Origin of the sequence: Sphingobacterium siyangense, assembly GCF_007830445.1 — a bacterium.
Lineage (GTDB): Bacteria > Bacteroidota > Bacteroidia > Sphingobacteriales > Sphingobacteriaceae > Sphingobacterium > Sphingobacterium siyangense.
The window spans coordinates 12,426-38,528 of record NZ_VLKR01000026.1 but is presented as its reverse complement, the minus strand read 5'-3'; the positions used below and the strand labels follow the sequence as shown (position 1 = coordinate 38,528).

Below are 26,103 nucleotides of genomic sequence, written 5' to 3'. Positions count from 1 at the left end.
ACTGCTTTTACGATAAAGGTTTTAATGCCGCAATATAGTGTTTACTTTCTTTGTCTTCAGGATCTAATGAGATCGATTGTGTACTGCTTTTTTCTTGTGCCCAAGCAAATATAAGCGGTAAGATGACGAGTACGGCAAAAGTCGAAAATAGTAATCCTCCAATTACGGCTCTACCGAGTGGTGAAACCTGTTCGCCACCTTCACCATGACCAATGGCCATAGGTAGCATACCCACAATCATGGCCAAACTGGTCATGATAATTGGGCGAAGCCGTAAGGATGCTGCCTCACGGGCTGCAGCCAGCGCATCGCCATTATGCCGACGGATATGTTCGGCATTGGTGATGAGCAAAACAGCGTTCGCAATGGATACACCCACCGACATGATAATCCCCATGTAAGATTGTAAGTTGAGGGTAGATCCGGTTAACAACAGCAGAAGCAATGAGCCCAGCACAACCGCAGGAACTGTGGTGAGCACAACCATAGAAACTTTGAACGACTGAAAGTTAGCCGATAGCATCAAAAATATGACGATGATGGCCACAGCTAAACCCGATTCGAGGCTGCTCATGGTTTCTGACAATACTTTTCCAAGTCCTATTTGCTCGATCGACAAGCCGCGAGGAAGTTCACCAAGGGCTTTGATACTGCGCTGTACATCCTTGGAGGCTGTTTTTAAATCATTATGATCAATATTTGCTGTAACTGATACATAAGGCATTGCACCTAAATTGTCGTTTTCGCCATAGGTGAAGGACGGTGTGATCGTTGCAACGTCGCTCAGTATTGGTCGCGCTGAATTTTTCAATAAAGGGATTTCACCGATTTCTTTCTCATCTTTCATTTTATCGATGGGAACCTGAACTTGGACGTTGTAAGAAAGTCCTGCTTTTTCATCGATCCAGGTGTTTTTTTCGGTATAACGCGAAGAAGAGGTGGAAGCGATCAGCGATCGTGTGACTTCGCTGAGATCTACACCCAATTGTGCGGCCCTGATGCGGTCTATCTTAATATCGTAAGAAGGGTATTTAATGGATTGTGCTAATTGTACATCTCTAAAATAAGGGATGGCTTTTAGTTCCTCGATCAATTTACCAGCGTACTTCTCGTTGTTCTTTTTGTTTTTTCCTGCTATCCGAACTTCAATAGGAGTGGGCGATCCCTGACTTAATACTTTATCCGTAAGCTCGATCGGTTCAAAGGATACCTGTACATCGGGAACTGCCGCTTTCAGGCGTTTTCGGTATTCATCACGGAAACTGTCCATATCGTGATGGTAGTCTTTCAGTGCAATTTGGAAAACAGCTTCATGTGGACCAGCCATGAAAAGATAGATCGGTGATACTGAAAACTGTCCGGGATGTTGACCGATATAGACAGAAGATATGCTAATATGTTCTTTCCCAACCAGTTTTTCCAGTTCGGCCAGCGCTAGTTTTGCTTTTTCTTCGGTGCGTTCGATACGTGTACCTTCAGCCGCACGGAGGCGCATTTGGAACTGACTGGAGTTAACTTTCGGAAATACATCCTGTCCGATTGTGGAAAGTAAAATGACAACAAGACTTATTGCTCCCAGCAGATAAACTACGGTAATGGTTTTCTTCCTTTTAAACAAACGGTCGATCATTTTCATGAATCTGTTTCTGAACCGTTCAAAAATACTGATCTTTCCATCGTTGTTAAAGTCTTCCCGTTCCACCAATAGTTTCTTCTGATTTAGGGTATCTTGCTCGGATTCTATGGTCAGTCCAGTTGCTGCAAATTGAGCTTCATCTGTATTTAAACCCACTGGTTCGGTCGCTTGTGGCGCTTTATGCGCATGATCTTTCATGAGCCAGTTTGCCATGATAGGAACAAATGTCTGCGAAAGGAGGAAGGATATGATCATTGAAAATCCAATGGACAGGGCCAAGGGAAGAAATAACGAGCCCGGAATACCTGTCATGGTAAATGCCGGCGCAAATACGGCTAGTATACAGAGCAGGATCAATAATTTGGGTAAGGCGATCTCTTTACAGGCATCCCAGATAGCCAAGGCTTTGGGTTTACCCATATCCAGATGCTGGTGTATATTTTCTATCGTTACCGTACTTTCGTCGACCAGGATACCAATAGCCAAGGCTAGTCCACTAAGGGACATGAGGTTGATGGTCTGCCCGAAGAGTTTCAGAAAGAGCACTCCGGAGATCACGGATATCGGAATGGTTAGGATAACGATCAGCGCAGCTCTTCGATCACCTAAAAATAGGAGGACCATTAGTCCGGTGAGGATAGCACCGATTGCACCTTCAGTAATCAAACTTTTTACGGAATTGATGACATAGACGGATTGATCAAATTCATAAGATAACTTGACGTCGTCGGGTAAATTCTCCTGAATTTTTGGTAAGGCTGCTTTTAAATTCTGGACAACCTCCCAGGTTGAGGCATCGCCGGCTTTGGCGATACTGACGTACACGGAACGTTTGCCGTTGACCAAAGCATAGCCTGCGGTAACGTCGGCACCATCTTTTACGGTAGCAATATCGCCTAAGTAAAGATTCTGTACCCCACCTTTAAATAATGGGATTTTTTCAAAATCTTTTACATCCTTGATGGTGTTGTTCGTTGGTGTAATGTAGTTTTTGTCCTGAATACGTACGTTTCCTGCTGGAGCGGTTTGATTGTTTAGTCTTAGCGCTTCTACGACCTGATCGGGTGTCATATTGTGACTCCGCATTAAATCGGGATCAACGTTGACCTCAATTGTACGTGGACTTCCCCCAAAAGGAGGTGGCGACAATAGGCCGGGGATTGACGTAAACGATGCCCGGACATAGACGTTGGCTAGATCTTGTAGTTCGTTGTTAGAACGCTTGTTACTGCTCAATACCAGTTGGCCTACAGGGAGGGATGAGGCGTCAAAGCGAATGATGAACGGCGGTTGTGAGCCTGGAGGAAAGGAGGCCTGGATCCGATTGGCCAGGGCACTTAGCTCGGCTGCAGCCTGGGCCATGTTGGTGTCTTCGTAATACGATACTTTCATTAAGGTCAGACCTTGAATATTCTTGGTCTCAATAGACTTGACCCCATTGGCAAAAAGAAGGATATTGACGTAGTTTTTGGCAAAATAAGATTCCATTTGATCCGGCGAATAGCCACCAAATGGATGGGCAATATAAATAACCGGAAGGTTCATTTTTGGCAGGATATCCACCTTGATCGATCGAACGGCACCTATGCCAAAGACAATAAGTCCCAATACGAGTACGAGGATGGATATCGGCTTGCGTAAGGCAAAACGTATTAAATTCATGTAATGTTATTTATAGTTCTTTGTTGAAAATATCAAAATCTCCCGCAGCTGCGGCTTTTAGTAAAAGCGACTGCCAAAGATTGATGTGGACGATCTCTCGATCGGTTTCGGCTCTATTTAATGTGTAAAAGGTCTGCGTCACGTCGACAAGTGTCGCTAGGCCGTTTTTATACATCGTCATTTTTTGATTGTAAGCTTGCTGAGCTGCCGACACTTGTCGGGGAGCTTCTAGATCACTTTTTAGGGCCAATTGGATTTTCACATCAGCGGCATCCAGCTGTGCTGTCAATTGGGCTTCGGCAGTTTGGTATTCTTCTCTCAGGGCATCATTCGTAAAGCGCTGTGCACTGATTTTTTTATTGATACGCGCAATCGAAGTCAGATTCCAGTTTATGCCCAATCCCAAGAGATAATTTTGCCTACTGGGACGAACCCCTTTCCAATAATTTGTGCTATATGCTTGTAAATCCGTAATGTAGTCGCTCTTAAAACCAGATCCCCTTGTCTGAAAGACCCCAAAGGCACTTACAGTGGGAAGATACTCTTTGGTTGATAGTTTCAATTGTTGTTCGCCAAGTTCAATTTTACTTTTATAAAATTGCAGCATAGGATTACTTTCAATCAAGTTGCCTGAAAGCGGAGTTAGCTGTATAGGTGTTTTCTGAACCAGAACAGTATCTATTTCGAGATTTTTCGCTGGAATCCCCATCAATACCGTCAGCTTATTGTTTTGCTCCTTAACATTTTCACGGGCCTGATTGAGGCTGATTTTTGCGCGCGATACTTCCGCTGAAGCAAGCGTAGAATCTACTCCGGGTAATATTCCGTTTTTTACTTTGGTGGCAGCAATATTTAAAAATACCAGTGCGCGATCCAGATTCATCTGTTGATTTTTTTCCAATCGTTGACTAGCCAATAAATTGAGGTAAGCCGCAGCGATCTTGATTTTATGCTGGAACTGTTCCTGACCGAGATCGGCCTGTAGTCGTTTGGTATCGGATTTGGCCAATTCGATACGTTCTTTTTTTCGTCCAAAGGTGTAAATGTCCCAATTGACATTGGCTAAGTAAAGCGCACCAAATGCGGCATTCCAATTTTGTTCTGGAAGAGCGGCTCCCGAAGAAGCTACACCCAGCCCACCAAATCCATACAGTGGACCATTTTGTCCGTTGACTGTTCCAAAGTCCTGTTGGGCTACGATGTTCAGATTGGGCCAAAAGTCGCGTTTGACTTGTTCATTGGTCTGCAGGGAGGACTGGAGATAATATTCCTTTGCCTTGATATTTCCATAATTTGCAATACCCTGTTCTACGGCATCGCGGAGCGTAAGCTTCTGAGCGAAGGAAGAGGAGGTCGCAAGTGATACAGCCAATGACAGCACTAAATTCAATTTCAGCATAGGTTATCTATCATTTTATGGACACGAAGATAGCGATGAGATGAACTGCGATGTCCCTTTAAAATGATCTATAGCGTTTAAAAGTGACCAATTTAATTCGTCATTTATTTTTCTGCTGTTATAAACTTAAAACTTTTACTTTGTAACAGATTTTTAACAAAAAAAGGATTATGAGAAAGGTTTTGGAGAACAAGATCATACAGGAGATCGTGCTATTGGTCTTTTCGTTTATCCTCTTTACTTTGAACGATTGGATTTTGATCTTGAGCTGGAAGGGATTTTTGATGGGCGTGTTCTATTTCTTGATCCTATATGCGCATGCGCAGTTGAATCGCTTTTTTTTATTGCCCTTGCTGCTCAAAAAGAATAAACCCCTGTTGTACGTTCTGGCGTCGGTGGCAACCCTGTTGGTTTTTTCACTTATATTGAAAGAGCTAACGGATAATGTAATCTACAAGAATTGCTTTCTCTATAAGAATCTTGTTCAGAAAACGTTCCATTATCAATTTGGTGTATTATTGGGCTCGTTGATCTGTATATTGGGTAGTATCCAATTTATTGAATTTTATCGCTTTCAGCGTGTGAAGACCCGACGTGAACTGCTTTCCAATCAGACGCAATTGTCCCATTTAAAAAAACAGCTCAATCCACATTTTTTATTCAATACATTGAATACCATTTATGGTATTAATTTGAAGTACCCGGAACGTACCTCCGAATTGATCATCAAAGTTTCCCAGCTTCTCCGTTATCAGATGGAGAGCAGCGATCGGGAATTTGTTGCGATGGATGATGAGATCGATTTTATCTCAAGTTATATCGAGCTGGAGCGTGAACGGTTAGGTTACCGAACAAAAATTGAATTTGATTATCAAAAAGAAGAAGATATCAATTATCAGATAGCGCCGATGCTATTGATTACTTTCGTAGAAAATGCTTTTAAACACGGAACCTGCAGTATTGAAGATTGTTTTGTACATATTTCGATCAAGATTGAAAAAGGGAACTTATATTTGCATGTACGGAATTCTGTTCCCGTTAAGAAAAGGAATGTTTTTTCGGCGAAAATAGGTTTGGAAAATACAATAGCGCGATTAAAGCTTTTGTATCCTAATCGGTATACATTAACGACAAATTCCAAGAAAGAGGAATATGAGGTGTCATTGGTTATAAATCTTTAAACAATGAATAAAAATAGCTGTATCGTGGTTGATGACGAACCTGCGGCGCATTATGTACTGGTAAATTATATTGAAAGAAGTACTGATCTGCAGTTGGTCGCTCAATGTTATAATGCTTTTGAGGCATTGGAGTTTCTTCGGGAGAACAAAGTAGATTTAATCTTCCTGGATATTGAAATGCCCGAAATTAATGGGATGGAGTTTCTGAAGATGCTGGATAACCCACCCAAAACGATTTTGACAACAGCATATTCCGAATACGCATTGGAGAGTTATGATTACGGCGTTGTTGATTATCTGTTAAAACCTATTTCATTTCCCCGTTTTTTTAAGGCTGTTCAACGTTTTTTATCCTATAACACGACTGTGTCGCCCCAGGAAGAAGAACCCAAATCAATTAGTATACGCATGGATGGTCGTATTATTGACGTTAAATTATCGCAGATCGATTTTATCCAGAGCTTTGGCAATTACGTGAAAATTGTCACTCCTAGTCAGACATTTTTGACCGCAAGCACCACCCAGCAAATTCTCACACAGGTGCCGGCATCAAAGTTTATCCGTATCCACAAATCTTACATTGCTTCGATCAATAAGGTGATCAAATATGAGCATGGTATGGTACAGATCAATAATACGTCCCTACCGGTCGGGATTACTTTCCGTCGCGAGTTACAGGAGCGGCTAGCCAATAAATAGCGCTAAGCTATGAAGTAGTTCGATCATGTATCGCCGTTCTTGTCAATTCACAGCATATCATGTCATAACATATCATGTGAAGAAGAAAGTTCATTCATTTAGCTGGATGTGCTGATGCTGACGTTGGGTTTATGCAAGACCGGAAAGTTTACTGAATTGGCAATAAAACAATATTCACTTGCTTTTTGGTGTAATTCAATGGCTTGTGCAATCATCGTTGAATCTTTTACCCGGACCGAAGGATTTAGCGTAACTTCTTTAAAACGGCCTTTTCCACTTTCTTCTTCAAGCATGATCGCTGTTGCATGGTCTACATATTCTTCTACAATAATTTTATTGACCGAGCAGAAATGCAGGTACCATAACATATGGCAGGAGGACAGGGAGGCAAGCAATAGCTCTTCGGGATTGTGTTTGCTGGGGTCTCCCAGGAACGCTGGATCCGAAGAACCTTCAATCTCGGCTTTGCCGTCAATGCTAATGCGATGGCTTCTTTCGTAGTTTTTATAATGATCGGTTCCGCTGCCGCGATTTCCTGTCCACGTAATTGTGGCGATGTAATTATGCTGTTTCATTTGAAAATAATCGTTTGACGCTGTTGGTGCTAATCTGAAAGCAAGTTAAAAAAATATGCCTTTATCCTAAACATAAACACAATCTCTTCTGCGTAGAATTGACTTTCATATTATTTTTTTTGATCTAATTTTTTATTTATAATATACTGATTGGTATTTTATTTGTAGGTTTGTACTGATTTTAATTAAATCAAAAATTTATGAATAATACGGTGTTTTCTACTGTTTTTAAATATACCTTTTGGTATTTTATTTTGTATTATGATTGGCGTATGTATTGAAATTTTTATCGTGCCTTTTGGATGGTAACTATGCGGGGCGTACTTGTAAGACCTTTTTTGGTCGTGAATAATTCTGTTAACTAAAAATAGTTCGTATATGGAACAATATGATTTGGTTGTCATTGGGTCTGGCCCAGGCGGCTATGTTGCGGCGATTCGCAGTGCCCAATTGGGGTATAAAACCGCACTTGTAGAGAAATATGATACATTGGGTGGTACCTGTACCAATGTGGGCTGTATTCCCACAAAGGCAATTTTGGATAGTACACATCACTATCATGAAGCACAGCATCATTTTGCTGCACACGGGATTCAGGTAGGGGGACTATCGGTGGACTTTGGTCGGTTGTATGCGCGTAAAGATAAAGTGGTGTTGCAAAATACGCAGGGGCTGAATTTCCTGATGAAAAAGAATAAGGTTACGGTGATCCATGGAAAGGCCTCTTTTGTCAATAATTCAACGGTGGAGATTGCTACATCAGCGGGGGAGCGGCTGTCCCTTGGAGCAAAGAAATTTATCATCGCTACGGGTTCCAAGCCAGCGACAGTTCCGGGAGTAACCATAGATAAAAAACGTATCATAAGCTCAACAGAGGCGTTGTCTTTGCAAGAGAAGCCAGATAAAATCGTTATTATCGGTGGCGGTGTAATTGGGGTAGAGATGGCATCCATATTCAATAGATTGGGTTGTGAGGTCACTATTATCGAATATGCCGATCGTCTCCTTGCCAATATGGATCATGAATTGGGGGATGCCTTGAAAAAGATACTGCTGCATGATGGCATTAAAATTTTGCTTGAACAGGCTGTTTACAAAACCGAAAATATAGGCGCTGCGGCAAACGTTTTCTTTAAAGATCGAGCTGGTAACGAGCTGCAGTTACAGGCGGATTATATTTTGGTCGCTGTCGGGCGGAAAGCATTTACAGCGGGGCTTGGTTTGGAGAATACAGCTGTTCAACTGGATGCCAGAGGGATGATCGTTACCAACGAGCAGCTACAGACGGCCGTTCCCCACATTTATGCTATTGGCGATGTGATCGGTGGGGCAATGCTGGCTCATAAAGCTGAAGAGGAAGCAATCTTTGTTGTCGAACATATGGACGGCCAAAAACCAAAGGTACATTACGATCGGATCCCAAGTGTGGTTTATACCTGGCCCGAAGTGGCTTCCGTTGGCGCAACAGAAGAGGAGCTCAAAGCAAAGGGTATAGCGTATACGATTGGGAAATTCCCGTTTTCCGCAAATGCCCGTGCCCGCGCAGGGATGGATACACAAGGATTTGTAAAAGTGTTGGCCGATCCGAAATATGGCGAACTATTGGGAGTTCATATCATTGGAGCACGTGCGGCCGATCTGATCGCTCAAGGTGTTTTGGGCTTGGAATATGAAATCACCGCCGATAGTATGTCAAGGGTGTCTTATGCACATCCTACTTATTCAGAAGTCTTGAAGGAAGCGCATACCATTGCTTCGGGACGGCCATCCGTAAATATATAGGTATCGTATGCGTCTTTTCGGCGAAGAACAAAACGTATTTCTTTTAGAAGAGCTAAGCGTATTCCCTTCGTAGAAAAGGCGCTGCTTGTCTATTTTTTTGGATACAAACATCAATTTATCTATGTTTGTTGTGTATCAGGCTTTAATTTATGGACAAACAGCTATTGTTGGACAGTATTCAGAAAGAGATCGACCTCACGGAAGATGAAATCTTACGCCTATTGGCTGTTGTGAAATCCAAAAAAGTGAAGAAGAAACAATATTTGCTGTTGGAGGGCGATCTGAGCAGGTATGCTATTTTTGTCGCTTCGGGTTGTCTAAGAAGTTATTGTGTGGATGAAAATGGCTTTCAGTATATTCAACAGTTTGCTCCCGAAGGCTGGTGGATCGGCGATATGTATAGTTTGGTGACCGGAAAACCGGGCAACCTATACATTGATGCGGTATTTGAATCTGAGGTATGGATGATTTCCAAGGTAGATCTGCATCGGCTCTATCAGGAGATTCCGAAACTGAATGTCTATTTTCGGATACTTGCCGAAAATGCATTGGTTTATTATCAAAGTCGATCGATGGAGAATCTCCGTCTAGCTGCCAAAGAACGTTACGAAAAGTTCTGTACACGTTATCCTACATTGATCGACTGTCTTCCGCAGAAACAAGTTGCGGCATATATTGGCGTTACGCCCGAATTTTTAAGCAAAATGCTGCATCAGTAGCGGAAATCGGGCTATCGGCAAGAAATTGCCCGGTGATCTACCATTTCTCTTTTAACAGCGTTTCCAATTGACCGATTTCTTCCTGATACATGGTTTTCTTTCTCGTTCCAAAGTAAAGTATATTCTCCACGGGAGAAGTCCCTTCCCAGATTAGTTTTATTTTTCCGGATGCAAGTGCTTCGGCACAAAGAAAGTCGGGAACAATGGAAAAACCAGTATTGTTGCTCAAGCAGCGTATGATTGAGCTGATATTTGGGACGATATAATTGGGACTGAAGTCTGGATGTTCGCCAAAGTGTGTCGACCAATAGTTTTTTAAATGATCCATATCGGCAGCCGTGCTATACCACAATTGTTTTTTCAGGAGTTGAGCTGCTTCCTTGATTTTATTGTCGCTCAGTAGTGACTCGAGTGTGGATGTGTCGGTCTGACAACCTGCAATCAAGACAATGCGTTCTTTTGAGAAAGCCTCGTATTGTAGATTCTGCTGGTTTCCTTTTTGAGGCGTAATAATAAGATCCAATAAACCATTATCAAGATCCTGCTGCATCTGAGGATATTCTCCAAATTTGATAATTAAATTAAAGGGGAGCTGCGCGATATGTTCTTCCAGCGTGTATTGAAAGGTCTCAAAACACATTCCGATACTGATTGTGACACGTTCGTCCAATGCACGCTTGTGAAAATGCTGTTCACCGGTTTCTAGTTTTTTAAGCGGGTCAATAACATAGTTGTACAAGATTTTCCCCTTTTCGGTCGGCACCATTCTTCGCGCAGATCGATCAAAAAGCTTGTGCCCGGTAAAGGCTTCCAGGGAATTCAGATGTAGGCTGACACCAGGTTGAGAAATAAACAATTCCTGTGCAGCTGCAGATAATGTTCCGGTTTCATAGATTGCCTTAAATGTACGAAGCCATTCTAAGTTCCATTTCATAGTTATTATTTTTATGATACAAATATACAATTTAAATTATTTGTATGATTTAAAAATATGATAGAAATTTGTGTTATCAATAAGAAAAATTATAGAAATGAAAATATTTATTATCAACGGTGGACAGAAATTCGCACACTCGGGTGGTTCTTTCAATACCACAATAACAAATTGGACTGTTGAAACATTGGCTGAAAATGGACTTGAAACAAGGGTAACCAATATCAACGATGATTTTGATCCAATGGTTGAAGTTGAAAATTTTAAATGGGCAGACATTATCGTTTACCATTTCCCTGTATGGTGGTTTCAGGTTCCGAACCGTCTGAAGCTCTATATCGATGAAGTTTTTACGGCAGGTCACAACAACGGTATCTATAAAAATGATGGTCGTTCACGTAAGAATCCGGCCATTAATTATGGTACCGGAGGTTTGATGCATGGTAAAAAATACATGGTGACTTCGAGCTGGAATGCTCCTGAGACAGCCTTTACAATGGAAAATGAGTTTTTTGATCAGCATTCAGTTGATGCCGGTGTTTTATTCGGGTTTCACAAGATGAATCAGTTTGCAGGATTGGAACATCTGGGAAGCTTCCATTTTCATGATATGGAGAAGGGTGCGTCTCAAGAACGTGTCGACAATTACGAAAAGGAATATAAACAATATTTGGAAGAGGTCTTCCATTTGGAAACTACGTTGAACTAAAAATTTATTGATCGATAAATCGCTTTATCCATGGCGTTATTGCGATGAAAAGAGTAAATTACCACAATAAAAATCAATAACATGAAGGTATATTTAACCGCAATTTTAAAGGCAGTTCCCGCACATCGGGAAGAAGTATTGGCATTATTGTTAGAAATGGTCGAAGCAAGTAGAAAGGAAGCAGCTTGCATACAGTACGATCTGCATCAGGTAAATAGTGATGAAAACCAGTTTATCTTTTATGAAATCTGGGAAGATCAGGCGGGCTTGGATGCGCATAATCAACAACCTTATATTGTCGCATTCGGAAAAGTTGCCGGTGAAAAATTGCAGGAAGCGCCTCAAATTATATTAATGAATAAAATCGCTTAATTTACAATGTGGCCTGTAAGGACCGTATTGAAAAGATAGCAAAGAATATCATGTAGTGGATGACGTGTACAGGCGGAAGATATTAACTATAATTGAAGTATTGGTGGGTACCAAAATCATTTGTGTTGCCTTGAATAAGCTTGTTTTATTCTGATTTAGTGACGCGAATGATTTTGTTGGTACCTTGCTGAACAGCGACATCGACTTTATTTCGTTGCGTGTAGCTCTGTTGTAGGAGGTTCAATTTTTTGGCCAGTTGACCATCCTGATTGTCTAGCCAGAAGGTCGCAGCCATAATACCAATTTGAACTCTATAACTGGAATCAGTTTCCGGAACAAGCTGCTCGATAACCTGATGTTGATACCAAGTCAGATTTTTGTTTTCTTTTTGGGAAACACAGGCGTGTAGGAGAAGTACCAGAAGGGCTAGATAGCCCATTTTTAAAAGTTGACCGCGTCTTAGGTTCATCAATAGTTTTTTTGTGTTACACCAAATCTACTATTTTTTATCCAACGAATGAATTACTGCTGTAAATTTTTACGCTCCTCTTTAGACAGAAACCCTTCATTTACTTATTAGACTTCTCGTGTATGCACATTCAAGTAAATCTAAAAATGTATGAAGTTTGCTGTTCATTTCGCGGTAATCAAAAGTCTTAATTTCTTCAGGTGATTGCACAAATTGGAGCGATTGGCTTTGAAGAAAGAGATCTTCTTCTGCATCTATTAAGAGCCGGACGACTTCAGGAGTGAGTTCCATATGGCATTGAAATCCGTAGACGAGATTTGTATAGCGAACAATTTGTCGAGGGCAGCCGACGCTGCTTGCTAAGATTTTACTTTCAGGGGTAAGTCCAGGCATATCGTTGTGCCAATGTCCGACCGGTAATGGGCTGCCAAAATGTGCTATTTTGCTGTCGTTTATTCCTTCCTCTGTGAGCGTGATGGGGAAAACTCCAATTTCTTTTTGCGGACTATGTCTGTACGTTGCCGACAGCGCTTCGCCAATCAATTGTGCGCCCAGACATATACCAACAACCGCCTTGCCGGCATCAATACATCGGCGAATAAAAGCGATTTCGGCCTTAGCGTCAAAATAAGGGTATTCGGATGGGGATGAATCTGGGCTTTGAGGTCCGCCCATAATGATCAATACATCGATGGAATCTATTTCTTTTGGAAGGGGATCCTGTTGATAAACATGGGAGAAAGTAACTGAATGTTGCTGTTTTTCCGCCCAGGTTAAATAGGCCCCGGGTGCTTCAAAAACTTCGTGTTGTATAAAATGTATCCGCATCGTTTTTTTTTGTTAGTTGTGTTCGTTCCAGTAATAACTATCTGGTGTAGGACGTTGTCCAAAAATTGCCGTGCCTACCCTGACAATCGTAGCGCCTTCCGCTATCGCTATCGCTAAATCTCCGCTCATGCCCATCGACAATTCTTGCATCGATACACCGGGAATAGCTAGGGCTATAATTTGTTGTTGAATTTGTTTGAGCAATTTAAAACAGGCACGTACCTGTTCGGCCTCGGCACTCAATATACCGATAGTCATCAGTCCTTTAATCTTTAGTGTGCTTAATGTTGCTATTTGCTGAACCAGGCCGATCACCTCCCTTGGCGCAGCGCCGTACTTGCTCTCTTCGAAGGAAGTATTTACCTGAATGAGTACTTCCATGGTTTTGTCTTCTTTTAAAAGTCGCTGATGCAATTTTTTGGCGAGATCTATACGATCGATCGAATGGATGCAGGATACGTTGCATTTGAGCAGATCCTTGATCTTATTGGTTTGAAGATGACCAATAAAATGATTGACATGGGGAACAGCGTTTAAATACTCAAATTTGTCTTTCAGTTCCTGCACTTTATTTTCAGCAATTAGGGTTTGACCAGCTTGCAGCGCGATTTCGATACGTTCGGCAGGTACGGTTTTAGTGGCCAGCAATAATTTTACCTCGCGGGGATCGCGACGGTTTGTTTTGCAGGCTTCGTCTATACGTTGTTGTATGACCTGTATATTTTCTGCTATAAACTCATGCATGGTGCGGTTGTACTGTTTTTTTCATCATGATATCTATTTGTTTATCGTCACCCAGTTGAAAAATATGCTGGTCGAATGCGACAAAACCATTTTTCTGATAGAAATTGATTGCCCGCAAGTTTTTTTCCCAAACACCAAGCCAGATAAATGAAGCTGCTTTTATTTGGGCTAAGGCTAGTGCTTTTTCAAACAATAACTGTCCCACTTTTCTACCCTGAAATTCCTGTAATACATAGATGCGCTCGATTTCTAATGCCTGCGGGCACTGTTGTTCGGTCTGGGCCTGGCCGGTATTTACTTTTAGGTAGCCAATAACATCATTTTTCAAGACAGCGAAGTAAAATTCAGATTCGTTATCGCAGAGCTCGGACAATAATTTTTCCTTTGAAAACCCTTCGGCCAGATAGGTCTTCATATTCTCTTCGGTATTCGTGTCTGAAAAGGTCTGAATAAATGTTGCTTTTCCTATTTGCTGCAGCAGGTCAATATCTGTTAGTTTTACCTGTGTGATTTCTATGTCAGTGTGTGTGTTCATTTTTTTTCGTTACTTATTGATCCATTTTTCATTGCTGCGGCAATATTTCTTTCGAGCTCATTGTCGCTATTTTTTAGAAAATCACGGATACGCTGTTTTTCTGTTTCACTTTTATTTTGACTTAATTTTTTTTGGCCCTGTAAATCTGTGACGACAAGTTCGAAGGCGACGATACCCCGCATCATACCACTTTTAAAACGATCGGAAAGGCTTTCCCATTGTGTTAAATACGCTTCGTCGTAACTCAGGATCATCTGTTCTAGGGCTTTACTTTTTGCTTTTTCGTCTGTAAGGATGGATGCAAGGCCATAGGCATGTACAGCGATGTAATCCCAGGTTGGCACACTTTTTTCCTTGTCATAATGTTGTGGTGAGATATAAGCATGTGGTTCGGAGAAAATAACCAATGACGGCGTATTTTCGATATAATTGGCTTGTTCGTTTGCACGAGCGAAGTGTGATGTTAAAAGCAGCTGATCTTTATCTGTACGGACGTGAAAGGGGAGCTGTGTGGCTATTGGAATCCCCTCTTTAATCGATACAATGGTCGCAAAACTATATTGTTGCATAAATTCAACCTTTTCTGCGTAATCTTCGAACTGGAAATGTTTGGGTACATACATGCAAATAGCTATTTCTTGATTTTATCCAAAATTACAGCCAATAGATGCAACTGAGCTAGTCCAATTTGAATAATGTAGCTGGTCCAGTGTTCATTTATTGCGCGGGCTGACTGGTGTTCACGCAATCCAGGGATGTCGTTTGGCCTGACAGAGTCGAAGCCGAAGAGCTAATTTATGTTTTACATCTTTAGTTAACAAGCTCACAACAGTGGATGAATTCAACAGGATATGCATACCGGGTCAAAACGCATCACATATTCTTTGCAGTAATCAGCTAAAAATTGTGCTTTCAGATCAGTTATTGTACGAGCTGTTGGGCATTTTTGGATTATATTGTTGTACATGGTCAACTTTAGCAAATATGTGTGGGCCATTCATTTCAATTCCTGCGGCTAGAAAGTCATCTAAGATCGATTGAAAAATTTCAGACTTTGCCAGTTCAATTTCACCAGATTTAGCGATGTATACATTCAGTTCATAGAGGACATAGAAGTCGTCTAATTTTTTTTGTAAGACGAATGGCGCTGGGTTAAGGTTGACTCTTTTTATTCGGGGTGGGATGTTCAGGAGCAATTCGTGTATACGTTGCCAAGGTTCTTCATAACCGACTGTCAATTCCACCTGAAAGCAGATTCCATCTTCTGAGAAGGTTGAATAATTGACGGTATTTCCGGAAAGTACCGACGAATTGGGGATGGTAATTTCTTCATTTTTTATCGTTCGAAGCCTTGTTACCAGGGGTGATTTTTCGATAACAACGCCTGTTTTATCGGCGATGGTGATACGGTCTCCAATACGGAACGGACGCATATAGGTGATCACAAGTCCCGCTATGATATTGGAAATTGCAGAAGATGATCCTAAAGAAAATAGGACACCTATAAATACGGATATTCCTTTAAAGATATCTGAATTTGCACCGGGTAAATACGGGAATATGAGCACCAGTGTGAAGGCTTGGAGCAGAAAGCGAACAATCGTAAAGGTAGGCATGGCAAAATCGCGATGAAAGCCATTAACCTCTAATTTGCCTTTGTCAATTTCGGTAAAAATATACTTTATGAATCGAACGGCATAACGCATAACAACGAGTATGACAAATACGGTAATCAGATTTGGAATATAGTTCCAAATTGCCAAAACTGCAGTCTTCAGGGGTTTTGTGAAGAGTCCAATGAGATTGGATGCCCAGCTCTGTGTAAATGGAAAAACACTGAAGACAATCGGCAGCATGATAAAGGCAATGAGGACGATCAAGCCCCAACGTAAAATATTTATTGCATTAATAAACATCCGTGTTTTTTGTACCGAAGTGACAAGGACATAATTTTTGATCTTAATGTCTTTGATCCGTTGTGTTCTTTCCGTTAATATACGTTGCGTACCATATTTTTTCAACTTGTTTATTAATAGAATCAATATCGAAAAAACGACGAGAATGAGAAATACAAGCCCAATACGGGTAAGAAGTTTTGTAATGCTGTTATCTGCACGTTCCGTTGTGATTGAATCCTGAATTCTTTTTAGGTAGTTTGCCGCAATCTCTTCTTTACTTTTTCCTTCAAGAAGAGCATCGAGTTCTGTGACGGAAGTTATGACGAGATCTTTGTAAACGATGTCGGCACTAATTTCGCTGTTTTCGATTTTAAACGAATCTACTTTCACAAAATCGTCTTCATATAGATTATGGATTCTGCTGACCACATTGTAAGCTCGGTCTTTGGCTAATGATGATCCAAGTTTATTATAGATATAGAAGAGGGTATCCTGAAATGGCGCGACTGCATATCTTTTGGTGTTTTTTTTGATGGAGTCTACTTTAACTTTCAGCTGCTGCTTCCGAAGGTTATTTTCTTCGTCAAACTCATTCAGCTGCTGTTTTAAATTTTCCTTTTTGGGGCTATTTTGACTTTTAAGATCGGCAATTTCATGCTGAAGCTTTACCCGTTCAAGAGAATCATTAATTTGCTGTTGTCTAATTCCGTTCAGTAAGGAACTCAGATCCAATTCTTTTTTATTGACCGAATCTGTTTCTTGTGCATAAAGCTGTGTGCTCGTTGAAAAAAGACAAGATATGGTCATTAAGAAATAAACGTAAATACTTCTCATCGTGTTGTTGGTAAAATTGAATGCCGATGTTTATTAGGTCATTTTGCACATAACGATCGGACGGGTTCTCAAAGATAATAATTATCTTGATTAGATGGCAGCATGTCAAATATGATATAAATTGAAGGTAAAATGATACGATGCGACAGCTGAATTTAAATTATTCCAACTTTCTTTGTTAAAACGATTGGGCATAAGTTCAATGCGGAAAACTATGTAGCTAATTTATCCAAAAAATATGATTAAACCTTTTCAAAAATCTATTCATGCAATGAACAAACTCGGGAAGATGGGTCTCTGCTTTGTTTTGGCCTGTGCTTCTACTGTTTTAGATGGACAAGCCCAAGAACGCAAAGCTCCGGCTTATCCATTGATTACGCACAACCCCAATTTTAGTATATGGTCCATGACTGATCAGCTTCATGCGTCGACAACGAAACACTGGACAGACGCTGATCATTCGCTGTTGGGCTTAATTGATGTTGATGGTAATATTTATCGTTTTCTTGGCAAAGAAGAGCCTAGTTATGCTGTTATTCTACCGACTTCGGAAGATAAATCGTATACGGTACAATATACTGAATCAAAACCTCAAGGCGGCTGGGAGTCTTCCGCTTATAAGACGAATGCATGGAAATCGGGACTTGCACCCATCGGTGATGATGCGCAACAGGTAAAGACGCTTTGGAAATCGGACGATATCTGGGTGAGACGTGAGTTTTCCGTAGCGGATCCGAAGGGCATCAATGAGCTGTTTCTAAAACTCAATCATGATGATAATATAGAAGTATTTTTGAATGGGAAGAAGGTTTACGAAAAGGTAGGTTGGACTAACAGCTTTCACTATTTACCGATTGACAAGGCGAATTTGAAGGCCGGGCAAAATCATATTGCCATCCATTTGAAGAATAGTGCTGGCGGTCGTTACCTGGATTTTGGTTTGGTTGACAGGCTCAAAGAGCGTGGACCACGAATTCAAGAAGCCGTGCAAAAAGATGTGGAAATAACAGCGACGCGTACGGTCTATAATTTTCAGGCCGGTAAGGTGGATCTGAAATTAAGCTTTACGTCGCCTTTGCTTATGGATGATCTGAATTTATTGGCTCGACCGGTAAGCTATATCACGTATAACGTAAAAGCAAACGATGGCAAGCAGCATGCTGTTAAAGTTTTTCTAAGTGCATCCACAAATATTGCGGTGTATAAGCCTTCACAGGAAGTAACCGCCGAAAAATATGAAACGGCAAAATTGTCGGTACTAAAAGCGGGAACGGTCGAACAGCCTATTTTGCAGAAAGGTGCCGATGATATGCGGATAGACTGGGGGTATTTTTATGTTGCTTCACCAAAGCAGGATAAAACGCAACAGTTTATTAGTCCGAGGGGCGGAGCCGTCGACGCCTTTAGAAAGGGAACAGCGACCGCTGCAAAAACTGTTAAGGGTACCTCACTTGCGCTGAACACGGTCATTCCGTTTGGCAATGTGGGGGCGAAAGCGGAGGAACGTTTTGTTGAGGTGGGCTACGATGAAATTTATGCGATTCAGTATTTCAAAAATAATCTGCGACCATGGTGGAACAATTCTGGCAAAGAAACGATGGAAAATCAGCTTACTTTGGCAGCAGATGAGTATCGTAATGTGCTCGATAAGTGCGTCGCATTCGACAAAGCGGTTTATGCGGATGCGCTAAAATCGGGTGGAAAAGAATATGCACATCTTAGTGTGCTAGCTTATCGCCAAAGTATAGCCGCACATACCTTGGTGAAAAGTCCACAAAATGAATTGCTATGGCTTTCCAAAGAAAATAACAGTGGTGGTTTTATCAATACGGTGGATGTTACTTATCCTTCTGCACCATTGTATTTGATCTATAATCCGGAGTTGTTGAAAGGGATGTTAACTGGAATATTTTATTTTAGCGAGAGCGGTAAATATCCGTATCCTTGGGCGGCTCACGATTTGGGTACGTATCCATTGGCCAATGGTCAAACCTATGGCGAACCTATGCCTGTGGAGGAATCGGGCAATATGATTATTTTAACTGCGGCTATCGCGAAAGTGCAAGGGAATGGGGACTATGCCAGGAAGCATTGGAAAACATTGACAACTTGGGTAGATTATCTCGTTAAAGATGGCTTTGACCCTAAAACGCAGCTCTGTACAGACGATTTTGCTGGTCATCTTGCACGAAATGCCAATTTATCTGTTAAAGCTATTGTGGGTATTGCCTGTTATGCGCAGCTAGCGGAGGCCATTGGTGAAACTGCAATCGCAAAAAAATACCGTGCAATTGCCGAGGAAATGGTCCCGAAATGGATGGAAATGGCAGATGCGGGCGACCATTACGCGCTGACATTTGATGATAAAAATACCTGGAGTCAAAAATATAATTTGATCTGGGACAAAGTGTTGGGATTGAATCTGTTTCCTCAAAAAGTGTATGATACGGAAATTAAGTATTACCTGACCAAGCAAAATAGATTTGGTATACCATTGGATAGCCGTAAGGCCTACACCAAAAATGACTGGATTCTTTGGACAGCATCATTTGCTCCATCAAAAGAAGCATTTGAAGCTTTGGTGAAACCAGTCTATAGTCATGCGATTCAAACGGAATCCCGTGTCCCATTAAATGATTTTTATGATTCGACTACGGGGATCCGTGAAAACTTTAAGGCGCGTAGTGTTGTTGGAGGTTTTTACATGAAACTTTTAGCGGATATAATGAAACAAAAATAAATAATGTCAATGAGCAGGGGGAGAACCTGCAATGAAATTTAGTTTGTGTTTAGTTAATAAGACGGCGGGCAATTATAGGATTGCTCGCTGTTTGTTTATCGGGTTATGCGTTTCAATGCTTCGCATGATATTTTCACAATATCCTCATGTTTGACGCGATGTTTTTTTTCTAGAAATTTTCCATGTACAGTAATTGCCTGCATAGTGATGAGTCGGTCAAGCTGTTTGGATGATAGTTTTAAACAGTTACGAATGACGGTGGATAGTTTGAGCTGAAAGCTGAATGCATAGATGACTTTGAAGGATAAGGTGTCTTCGTTTGTGCTGTGCAAATTTTCAATGAACAGCTGTTCATACTGTATTTCATATTTGATGGTATCGAAATCTGCTTCAACATTGTTCTTTTTTCTGATTTCTGTTGAAAAAGCGTATTGCCATGCTAGTTCCCTGTTGTTTTCCTGAAATCTATGAAACAGTTCCTTATTGATGGATTCGGGGCTGGTACGGGAAATAATGGTCATATTGTAGGTGTTATCACATTTGATACATCTATAAATCAACCAAACGTCGATATTTTTTTTCTGTGCATTCATTCTGAACTTTTCACTGCAGTAGAACCTATCACTATCGCAATGGCTGCAGGATCTTTTGAGAAGGGGAGTGTTGTGTGCTTTGACCTCCCAGATATATTCTTTTCGCATGAGTTGTAGTCGCGCTTAATATTCTTTATTTGATTTTTGATATTATCGACGATATTGGAAAGGATGGGATATTTTAAATACTGCAATAGCATAAAATACTCTCCTGAGCTAACAATACCGAGAATAATAGGGTGAAATGAAAACCTGTTCGGATAGGAGTTACCCGAATAAAAGAATAATTAGCCTGTGGTTTGTGAGGCTAAATTATGCGACTATAAATTTGAAAATTGTGTTCAAAACGCTATTTCGTTGGTTTATAAACGAATTTAATTAATTTAATTGATTTTCCATGGATATCGAATAAAATTGCGCTACAATTTATATCCTATCTTAATATTAGATGACATGTAGAATACGCTGTAGTTTGTTTAAATAATATAAATCGTTAATAGGTAATTGGGATAAGAAGTGTGACCGTGGTGCCGGCAATGGGGTCTTTGGTGGTCTGAATACTTGCTTTCTTGCCCAACAGCTGCATACGTTCACGACTGATTGTTCCAGAGAGTGAACGATGTGTAATTTCAGGAATGTCTGGATTGACTTTACCGCTATCTTTAATCGTCACCCGTAGGATATCTGCGGACAACGCAAACTGGATGTCAATACTACCATCGCCCGTTTCGAGGTTTATACCGTGCAGAATTGCATTTTCAACATAGGGTTGTATGAGCATTGGTGGTAGCATGACTGCACTTAAATCTTGATCTTCCGGTTGTGCGATGTGGTAATGAAAAGCATCTTCAAAGCGCATTTGCTGTAAGATCAAATAGTTTTCTAAGGTTTCAAGTTCTTCATTTAAGGGAACGAGGCTCTCACGGCTTAATTCGAGATTGCTACGTAGTAGTCGACTGAAACGGTTCAAATATTTGATGGCATTTTCCTTCTTATCCAGGCGCATGAAGCTCTGTACAGCGGAAAGGGTATTGAAAATAAAGTGCGGTTCCATCTGTGTGCGCAACAACTGCTGCTGCAATAAGACCTTTTCTTTCTCTTGCCTGGCGCGTCGCTGACGAAAACTGTAATATAGGAAGAAAAGTATGATGATCAATAAAATAACCGCCAGGGAGGAAATGATCAGTCCTAAACGATTTTGTTGTAGCTGAAGCTTATTGATCTTGATATTTTCATTCAGTATACGGATAGACTGATCTTTCGCCTGGAGTTGATAAAGGGCATTCATTTCTGCGATCACTTGTGTATTCTCCGACTGATAAATACCTTTTTGTAATTGCACAAGGTGATTCAATACGTCTATAGCTGCCTTATCTTTTCCTTGCAAGCGATAGACGGCGGCGAGACTGTTTTGAAATGTAATTTCGTTGTTGGGAAAGATTAATTTGGGAAACTGCGCTTTAAGTTTGCCTGCTTTTTGGATGAATTTTTCGCCCAATACCGGTTTATTTAGTGAAACATAGATTGCGGCTACATTACTGTAGTCTACGAATAAATTGTTCATCAATATAGAGGATGCTGTCTGTTGGTGCAAACGTTCATCTATTGTTATTTTTAGCAACTCATAATGTAAAATGGAATCCGGTTTCTTAGCCGTTTCATAGTATTGGATCTTCGAATCGTATAGAAAACTAATGTTGTATTTGTCTGGATTTTTAGCGTGTAATTCTTCGAGTTGATGAAGGAAGGGAGCAATATCTTCTGCTGGCCGCTGTAAGGTGTTCAGCGTCTGTATCATTTGTACCAAAACGCGTTGTCGGTTAATATGTCCTTCCGGCAGTGAATCAATTAGGGGGAGTACCGAACGATTCATCTTTTCTGCAAGGTTATACTGGAAGGAGCTCAAGTTGTTTTGGGCAGCGGACAGTAATATCGCTGATTTCGCTTCGGTTGACAGTCCTGCAGCGGTATCCGATAAAACAATCGTGGCGGCTTTGTTATAATAATAGCCCGCTTCGCGTTGTTTTGCTTCTATGCTACGGATATTTCCTATTCCATTGTAAATAAGCGCTTTGTATTTTGCGTTTCCAGTGGTGGGTTCAATGAGCTCAAGCGCCTGTTGAACAAAAAAAAGAGCCGAATCTTGACCACTCATAGCATAGAGTCGTGCTAGGTAATACTTTACACGGGCAGCGAGTACCGTGTCTTTTTTTACGGTGGAATTATGGTCTAACGTTAACCAGGCCTGTTTGATGGAATCTCCATTTGCTGCAGTTAATTTTTGGTCTTCGAGCGTTTTAATCTGTGCAGCAATAGCATCATGGTCGGGCGATAATCCGTCTTTCTTTTGAGCGCAAGCGATAAAAAACAAAGGCAGTAGTAGCCAAGGGAAAATGCGGTTCAGTGCGCTCATTTTTCTGGGAAAAGCTGATTTAAGATCGAGTTTTTTCTACGTGATGAAATTGGAATTTCCTCTTTGTTCTTTAAGACAATATATTCGGAACGATTGACACCAGAAATATGCGACCTGTTGACAAGATACGATTGATGGGTGCGTAAGAAATAAGGCTGTGGCAATAATTCTTCATAATATTTGAGGGGTTTAGAGATTAACTCTTTTGTACCATCATTTAAAAAGAAAAAAGTATAGGGACCGTCTCCTTTGCAGTACACGATGTTGTGAACAGGGACGATACGTACATGGTGTATGGAAGACAAGGCAATGCTTTCGGGAAGTTCACTGGCATGTAAAGCTTCTTGTGCCATTGATAAACGTTGCATCCATTGGGGATTGTTTTCGCTTTTACGCCGGTAACGTTCTAAGGCTTCGTTTAGTTCGGTTTGATCGACCGGTTTCAAGAGATAATCCAAAGCACCGTATTTGATGGCTTTGATGGCAAAATGATTGTAGGCCGTAATGAAAATAATATTCTGTGGAATAACGGTTAGCTTTTTTAGGATGTCAAATGCTGTACCATCACGGAGCTGAATATCCATGAGTATAACGTCTGGTTGTTTCTCTTCAATCAATTTTACAGCATCTGTCACCGTATCGCTCCAGCCAACAAGTTCAACGTCAGTTTCCTGTTGGACCAAATAGCTGATTTCTTTGCGTACGGCGGGTTCATCCTCGATAATGGCTACTCTAATCATTTATCAATACTTTATAGCGTATAAAAATAATAATTGTTAGTAAGGAAACTGAATCCATTTACAATTCGTTGCAATTATTTACAATCTGGATTCCGGGTTCGAACAGCGGTGAATTGGATTTGATCATTTAAAATTCCAAATAGCAGTTGAAATTTTTATATTTAGTATTGTATAGACCACTCGTAATATGGAGACTCAAAGTTCATTAAAATCGGTTTTCGCTGGTAGCATTGGTTTGATTACCTTGTTTGCAGTCGTTGGGCAATTTGTATTAAGTGCTCTCGTCTCTAAGCTTGGCCGCATCGACTATATTGTTCAGTTTTTTAGTTATTTTACGATTCTCGGTAATGCAATGGTTCTGCTATGCTGTTTTTTTACTGTTTTCTGGTCAAAAAGTCGAATAGGCCTATTTTTTACTAAACCCGAAACAATTACTGCCGTAACATTATACATTCTTATTGTCGGAATTATCTATAATACCCTACTACGCTTTCTGTCGCATCCACAGGGTTTATCAATGGTAGTTGACGAATTATTGCATGTGGTCACTCCTTTGAGTTTTTTTCTTTTTTGGTGGCGTTTTTTGGACAAGGGAACAATCCGTTGGAGTCATATTTTTTACTGGTTGATCTTCCCATTAGTCTATCTTTTTTATACGTTGTGGCATGGTTCATTTTCTGGGTTTTATCCGTATCCTTTTGTCAATGTTTCCGAATTGGGAATGGACAGGGTTCTTTTGAACAGTTTTGGAGTAACCTTGGTTTTCGTTGCAATTGGTGCATTATTGATCGTATTGGGAAAATGGCAAAACAAACGGCATTCTCAACGGATTAAAAAATAAGAAAACTCAAAGCTTGTCGATGTTGTTATATGACTAGAACAGCGTTCTATTTTTTACTTTAATTGAATTGAAAATGGTTATACGATTTTTTGTCTGTGTCTCTTTGGTATTATGTGGGATATGTTGTTTTGGTCAAGTTGATGTTGATAAAATGCGAGCCGAGTACGCTACTGCTGTTCAAAATAAGAAACTCTGTGAAGCGAATCTGAAATTATTGGAGGGAGCTGCCAATTCCGCAACGGAGAAGGGATACCTGGCTGCTTATGAAATATTATGGGCGAAACATATGGGCAATCCGTTTACAAAACTAGGTCAATTCAAGAAAGGGAAAAAGCTTTTGGAAGAAATGATCATGAAATATCCCGATAATATCGATTTACGTTTTATTCGTTGGAGTGTGCAGACACATGCACCCTCTTTTTTAAGCTATAGTAAGGATCGATTGCGGGACAAGGAATATTTGGTGCACAACTTACATAAATTGCCCAATCCTAAGGGGCGAGAAGTGATCTATACGTATTTAAAAGAAGCAAATAGTTATCTCAAGGGTGATCATGTGTTTTCACAGGCCGAATTGAATGAGCTCTCTAAGTAACGAGCGATCTATATAACGAGCTATCCATATAAGGTATGGTCATTCCGCTGCTTATTCATTGATGCTGCATAAAAATCTTCGCATAGGCCAAGTTTTTTTTGGATGAAAATTTTCAACTTTGCATGATCAATAGCAATTAAACTTTAAAATGATGAAACAGATATTTATTAATCTCGTCGTAGCCGATGTGAATAAGTCAATGGATTTTTATACACAATTGGGCTTTACGAATAATCCTCAGTTTTCCGACGAACAAGGCAAATGTATGGTTTGGAGTGAGCATATTTTTGTGATGCTTTTATCTCCGGATAAATTTAAAACATTTACAGAAAAACCGCTTGCAGATACAAAAAAACAGATTGCAGCACTACTTTCACTTTCTGTTTCTGGTTTGGATCGTGTGAACGAAATTGTTGATAATGGATTGAAAGCCGGAGGCATTGAACCAACGCCAATGAAAGACTACGGTTTTATGCAACAGCGAAGTATTGAAGATTTTGACGGTCATACCTGGGAGATATTTTATATGGATATGAGCAAATTTCCAACGGCATAGAAATCATATCGGAATAATCGGTTATCGTAAAGTCCCTTGCAGTAATGTAAGGGACTTTTTCTTTTGTTGTTAAGGTAGCGAAGTAGCTGAATGCCGACCATTACTGCTTCCGATTTTTTTAGCGGTGCCACGAATATTAAACCATCGGATGCGAATTATAGTTGTGCCTTGCGAAAAGCTGGGCTAGGGCTTACATTTGACAACATATACGTTTGCTGTTTAGATAAGCGAATGGCTAACAAATCATAAAACTTGACACATGTTTAAAAATAAAAAGCTCAGCAAAAACCCACTTCATTATGTTTATGCGGTGATATGGTTGGTGTTATTTGGTTCCATTGCTTACTACGTTTATTCGGGAGCGGCATTTAAACCGGAGAATGGCAAAATTCACTTTGTGGCTATATTTATTGCGTGGGTGGTGGAGTATCTGGGGCTTACAATTACAAGTCTACTCTTCTTATTGTATGGAATCTATCGGGCCATGACAACCGTTTTAGAGAATGTGAAGGATAGTCCCGAATCTTGAGCTATTTGTGCAACATAGTGTTTACAAATCCTAAGGCTATGCTAATGTTACAGTAGCATTTTACGACGTTAATTATATTTGTTTTGTAAATACATATTGTGGTTTACGTGTAAGTCGTGG

24 protein-coding genes are annotated in these 26,103 nt (G+C 40.5%); 11 read left to right on the top strand and 13 right to left on the bottom strand.

What is annotated here, in order from left to right; genetic code table 11:
- Positions 1 to 7: 7 nt before the first annotated feature.
- Positions 8 to 3,298 (bottom strand): efflux RND transporter permease subunit, encoded by a 3,291-nt coding sequence (locus IQ31_RS20060; RefSeq protein WP_145329585.1) that lies wholly within the window; start codon positions 3,296 to 3,298, stop codon positions 8 to 10.
- 10 nt (positions 3,299 to 3,308) lie between these two features.
- On the bottom strand, positions 3,309 to 4,697 hold the full coding sequence (locus IQ31_RS20055; protein WP_145329583.1) for a TolC family protein: 1,389 nt from the start codon (positions 4,695 to 4,697) through the stop codon (positions 3,309 to 3,311).
- 170 nt (positions 4,698 to 4,867) lie between these two features.
- Between IQ31_RS20055 and IQ31_RS20050 the strand changes: the two genes are divergently transcribed.
- The gene (locus IQ31_RS20050) at positions 4,868 to 5,878 is read left to right on the top strand and encodes a sensor histidine kinase (protein WP_145329580.1); all 1,011 of its coding nucleotides are present in this window, start codon (positions 4,868 to 4,870) and stop codon (positions 5,876 to 5,878) included.
- A gap of 3 nt (positions 5,879 to 5,881) precedes the next feature.
- Entirely contained in the window at positions 5,882 to 6,577 is a 696-nt protein-coding gene (locus tag IQ31_RS20045; protein WP_145329577.1) for a LytR/AlgR family response regulator transcription factor, read from the top strand.
- A 98-nt stretch (positions 6,578 to 6,675) separates the two neighbouring features.
- Here IQ31_RS20045 and IQ31_RS20040 read toward each other — a convergent pair whose 3' ends face one another.
- Positions 6,676 to 7,152 (bottom strand): OsmC family protein, encoded by a 477-nt coding sequence (locus IQ31_RS20040; protein ID WP_145329574.1) that lies wholly within the window; start codon positions 7,150 to 7,152, stop codon positions 6,676 to 6,678.
- 378 nt (positions 7,153 to 7,530) lie between these two features.
- Between IQ31_RS20040 and lpdA the strand changes: the two genes are divergently transcribed.
- Together lpdA and IQ31_RS20030 are read left to right on the top strand one after the other, a co-directional pair.
- Positions 7,531 to 8,934 carry a dihydrolipoyl dehydrogenase gene (gene lpdA, locus IQ31_RS20035; RefSeq protein ID WP_145329570.1) on the top strand — a complete coding sequence of 468 codons (1,404 nt, stop codon included), beginning with the start codon at positions 7,531 to 7,533 and terminating at the stop codon, positions 8,932 to 8,934.
- Positions 8,935 to 9,083: 149 nt separating this feature from the next.
- The gene (locus tag IQ31_RS20030; RefSeq protein WP_075993837.1) at positions 9,084 to 9,653 is read left to right on the top strand and encodes a Crp/Fnr family transcriptional regulator; all 570 of its coding nucleotides are present in this window, start codon (positions 9,084 to 9,086) and stop codon (positions 9,651 to 9,653) included.
- Between the two features lie 37 nt (positions 9,654 to 9,690).
- Here the strand turns inward: IQ31_RS20030 and IQ31_RS20025 are convergent, their stop codons facing one another.
- Entirely contained in the window at positions 9,691 to 10,587 is an 897-nt protein-coding gene (locus IQ31_RS20025; RefSeq protein ID WP_075993836.1) for a LysR family transcriptional regulator, read from the bottom strand.
- 97 nt (positions 10,588 to 10,684) lie between these two features.
- On the opposite strand from IQ31_RS20025, the gene IQ31_RS20020 reads away from it, so the two are divergent.
- Positions 10,685 to 11,296 carry an NAD(P)H-dependent oxidoreductase gene (locus IQ31_RS20020; protein WP_115050041.1) on the top strand — a complete coding sequence of 204 codons (612 nt, stop codon included), beginning with the start codon at positions 10,685 to 10,687 and terminating at the stop codon, positions 11,294 to 11,296.
- An 81-nt stretch (positions 11,297 to 11,377) separates the two neighbouring features.
- A complete protein-coding gene (locus IQ31_RS20015) occupies positions 11,378 to 11,668 on the top strand; it encodes a putative quinol monooxygenase (RefSeq protein WP_075993834.1) in 291 nt (96 codons plus the stop codon).
- Between the two features lie 145 nt (positions 11,669 to 11,813).
- Here IQ31_RS20015 and IQ31_RS20010 read toward each other — a convergent pair whose 3' ends face one another.
- From IQ31_RS20010 to IQ31_RS19985, 6 genes are all read right to left on the bottom strand, one after another.
- Positions 11,814 to 12,137 (bottom strand): hypothetical protein, encoded by a 324-nt coding sequence (locus tag IQ31_RS20010; protein WP_145329567.1) that lies wholly within the window; start codon positions 12,135 to 12,137, stop codon positions 11,814 to 11,816.
- A 96-nt stretch (positions 12,138 to 12,233) separates the two neighbouring features.
- Positions 12,234 to 12,965: a type 1 glutamine amidotransferase gene (locus tag IQ31_RS20005; protein ID WP_145329564.1), complete on the bottom strand. Its 732-nt coding sequence runs from the start codon at positions 12,963 to 12,965 to the stop codon at positions 12,234 to 12,236.
- Between the two features lie 12 nt (positions 12,966 to 12,977).
- Positions 12,978 to 13,709, bottom strand: a complete 732-nt coding sequence (locus tag IQ31_RS20000; RefSeq protein WP_145329562.1) for a YggS family pyridoxal phosphate-dependent enzyme — start codon at positions 13,707 to 13,709, stop codon at positions 12,978 to 12,980.
- Complete coding sequence (locus tag IQ31_RS19995; protein WP_115050050.1) at positions 13,702 to 14,244, bottom strand: GNAT family N-acetyltransferase; 543 nt, start codon at positions 14,242 to 14,244, stop codon at positions 13,702 to 13,704. Before IQ31_RS19995 ends, IQ31_RS20000 begins: the two co-directional genes overlap by 8 nt.
- Positions 14,241 to 14,867, bottom strand: a complete 627-nt coding sequence (locus tag IQ31_RS19990; protein WP_115050052.1) for an FMN-binding negative transcriptional regulator — start codon at positions 14,865 to 14,867, stop codon at positions 14,241 to 14,243. The genes IQ31_RS19995 and IQ31_RS19990 overlap by 4 nt, the downstream gene beginning before the upstream one ends.
- A 294-nt stretch (positions 14,868 to 15,161) precedes the next feature.
- Entirely contained in the window at positions 15,162 to 16,976 is a 1,815-nt protein-coding gene (locus tag IQ31_RS19985) for a mechanosensitive ion channel family protein (protein WP_088162565.1), read from the bottom strand.
- A gap of 271 nt (positions 16,977 to 17,247) precedes the next feature.
- On the opposite strand from IQ31_RS19985, the gene IQ31_RS19980 reads away from it, so the two are divergent.
- Positions 17,248 to 19,716, top strand: a complete 2,469-nt coding sequence (locus tag IQ31_RS19980; RefSeq protein ID WP_145329658.1) for a glutaminase family protein — start codon at positions 17,248 to 17,250, stop codon at positions 19,714 to 19,716.
- A 95-nt stretch (positions 19,717 to 19,811) separates the two neighbouring features.
- Here the strand turns inward: IQ31_RS19980 and IQ31_RS19975 are convergent, their stop codons facing one another.
- The 3 genes from IQ31_RS19975 to IQ31_RS19965 all read right to left on the bottom strand — a co-directional run bounded on the left by IQ31_RS19975 (position 19,812) and on the right by IQ31_RS19965 (position 23,462).
- Positions 19,812 to 20,309, bottom strand: coding sequence for a DUF1062 domain-containing protein (locus tag IQ31_RS19975; protein ID WP_208734328.1), 498 nt, complete (start codon positions 20,307 to 20,309; stop codon positions 19,812 to 19,814).
- Positions 20,310 to 20,802: 493 nt separating this feature from the next.
- Positions 20,803 to 22,722, bottom strand: coding sequence for a sensor histidine kinase (locus IQ31_RS19970; protein WP_145329556.1), 1,920 nt, complete (start codon positions 22,720 to 22,722; stop codon positions 20,803 to 20,805).
- Entirely contained in the window at positions 22,719 to 23,462 is a 744-nt protein-coding gene (locus IQ31_RS19965; protein ID WP_145329553.1) for a LytR/AlgR family response regulator transcription factor, read from the bottom strand. Before IQ31_RS19965 ends, IQ31_RS19970 begins: the two co-directional genes overlap by 4 nt.
- A gap of 187 nt (positions 23,463 to 23,649) precedes the next feature.
- Here IQ31_RS19965 and IQ31_RS19960 point away from each other — a divergent pair, with 187 nt between their 5' ends.
- The 4 genes from IQ31_RS19960 (at position 23,650) to IQ31_RS19945 (ending at position 25,983) form a co-directional block, all read left to right on the top strand.
- On the top strand, positions 23,650 to 24,303 hold the full coding sequence (locus IQ31_RS19960) for a Pr6Pr family membrane protein (protein WP_145329550.1): 654 nt from the start codon (positions 23,650 to 23,652) through the stop codon (positions 24,301 to 24,303).
- A 73-nt stretch (positions 24,304 to 24,376) separates the two neighbouring features.
- On the top strand, positions 24,377 to 24,898 hold the full coding sequence (locus tag IQ31_RS19955; RefSeq protein WP_145329547.1) for a hypothetical protein: 522 nt from the start codon (positions 24,377 to 24,379) through the stop codon (positions 24,896 to 24,898).
- Positions 24,899 to 25,046: 148 nt separating this feature from the next.
- A complete protein-coding gene (locus IQ31_RS19950; protein WP_145329544.1) occupies positions 25,047 to 25,454 on the top strand; it encodes a VOC family protein in 408 nt (135 codons plus the stop codon).
- A gap of 259 nt (positions 25,455 to 25,713) precedes the next feature.
- Positions 25,714 to 25,983, top strand: a complete 270-nt coding sequence (locus IQ31_RS19945; RefSeq protein WP_145329541.1) for a hypothetical protein — start codon at positions 25,714 to 25,716, stop codon at positions 25,981 to 25,983.
- The last annotated feature ends 120 nt before the right edge of the window (positions 25,984 to 26,103 follow it).

What these genes read in the sequence shown, in the direction of transcription:
- IQ31_RS20060 (WP_145329585.1), bottom strand. Translation starts at nt 3,298, where the DNA reads ATGAATTTAATACGTTTTGCCTTACGCAAGCCGATATCCATCCTCGTA.
- IQ31_RS20055 (WP_145329583.1), bottom strand. Translation starts at nt 4,697, where the DNA reads ATGCTGAAATTGAATTTAGTGCTGTCATTGGCTGTATCACTTGCGACC.
- IQ31_RS20050 (WP_145329580.1), top strand. Translation starts at nt 4,868, where the DNA reads ATGAGAAAGGTTTTGGAGAACAAGATCATACAGGAGATCGTGCTATTG.
- IQ31_RS20045 (WP_145329577.1), top strand. Translation starts at nt 5,882, where the DNA reads ATGAATAAAAATAGCTGTATCGTGGTTGATGACGAACCTGCGGCGCAT.
- IQ31_RS20040 (WP_145329574.1), bottom strand. Translation starts at nt 7,152, where the DNA reads ATGAAACAGCATAATTACATCGCCACAATTACGTGGACAGGAAATCGC.
- lpdA (WP_145329570.1), top strand. Translation starts at nt 7,531, where the DNA reads ATGGAACAATATGATTTGGTTGTCATTGGGTCTGGCCCAGGCGGCTAT.
- IQ31_RS20030 (WP_075993837.1), top strand. Translation starts at nt 9,084, where the DNA reads ATGGACAAACAGCTATTGTTGGACAGTATTCAGAAAGAGATCGACCTC.
- IQ31_RS20025 (WP_075993836.1), bottom strand. Translation starts at nt 10,587, where the DNA reads ATGAAATGGAACTTAGAATGGCTTCGTACATTTAAGGCAATCTATGAA.
- IQ31_RS20020 (WP_115050041.1), top strand. Translation starts at nt 10,685, where the DNA reads ATGAAAATATTTATTATCAACGGTGGACAGAAATTCGCACACTCGGGT.
- IQ31_RS20015 (WP_075993834.1), top strand. Translation starts at nt 11,378, where the DNA reads ATGAAGGTATATTTAACCGCAATTTTAAAGGCAGTTCCCGCACATCGG.
- IQ31_RS20010 (WP_145329567.1), bottom strand. Translation starts at nt 12,137, where the DNA reads ATGAACCTAAGACGCGGTCAACTTTTAAAAATGGGCTATCTAGCCCTT.
- IQ31_RS20005 (WP_145329564.1), bottom strand. Translation starts at nt 12,965, where the DNA reads ATGCGGATACATTTTATACAACACGAAGTTTTTGAAGCACCCGGGGCC.
- IQ31_RS20000 (WP_145329562.1), bottom strand. Translation starts at nt 13,709, where the DNA reads ATGCATGAGTTTATAGCAGAAAATATACAGGTCATACAACAACGTATA.
- IQ31_RS19995 (WP_115050050.1), bottom strand. Translation starts at nt 14,244, where the DNA reads ATGAACACACACACTGACATAGAAATCACACAGGTAAAACTAACAGAT.
- IQ31_RS19990 (WP_115050052.1), bottom strand. Translation starts at nt 14,867, where the DNA reads ATGTATGTACCCAAACATTTCCAGTTCGAAGATTACGCAGAAAAGGTT.
- IQ31_RS19985 (WP_088162565.1), bottom strand. Translation starts at nt 16,976, where the DNA reads ATGAGAAGTATTTACGTTTATTTCTTAATGACCATATCTTGTCTTTTT.
- IQ31_RS19980 (WP_145329658.1), top strand. Translation starts at nt 17,248, where the DNA reads ATGAACAAACTCGGGAAGATGGGTCTCTGCTTTGTTTTGGCCTGTGCT.
- IQ31_RS19975 (WP_208734328.1), bottom strand. Translation starts at nt 20,309, where the DNA reads ATGAATGCACAGAAAAAAAATATCGACGTTTGGTTGATTTATAGATGT.
- IQ31_RS19970 (WP_145329556.1), bottom strand. Translation starts at nt 22,722, where the DNA reads ATGAGCGCACTGAACCGCATTTTCCCTTGGCTACTACTGCCTTTGTTT.
- IQ31_RS19965 (WP_145329553.1), bottom strand. Translation starts at nt 23,462, where the DNA reads ATGATTAGAGTAGCCATTATCGAGGATGAACCCGCCGTACGCAAAGAA.
- IQ31_RS19960 (WP_145329550.1), top strand. Translation starts at nt 23,650, where the DNA reads ATGGAGACTCAAAGTTCATTAAAATCGGTTTTCGCTGGTAGCATTGGT.
- IQ31_RS19955 (WP_145329547.1), top strand. Translation starts at nt 24,377, where the DNA reads ATGGTTATACGATTTTTTGTCTGTGTCTCTTTGGTATTATGTGGGATA.
- IQ31_RS19950 (WP_145329544.1), top strand. Translation starts at nt 25,047, where the DNA reads ATGATGAAACAGATATTTATTAATCTCGTCGTAGCCGATGTGAATAAG.
- IQ31_RS19945 (WP_145329541.1), top strand. Translation starts at nt 25,714, where the DNA reads ATGTTTAAAAATAAAAAGCTCAGCAAAAACCCACTTCATTATGTTTAT.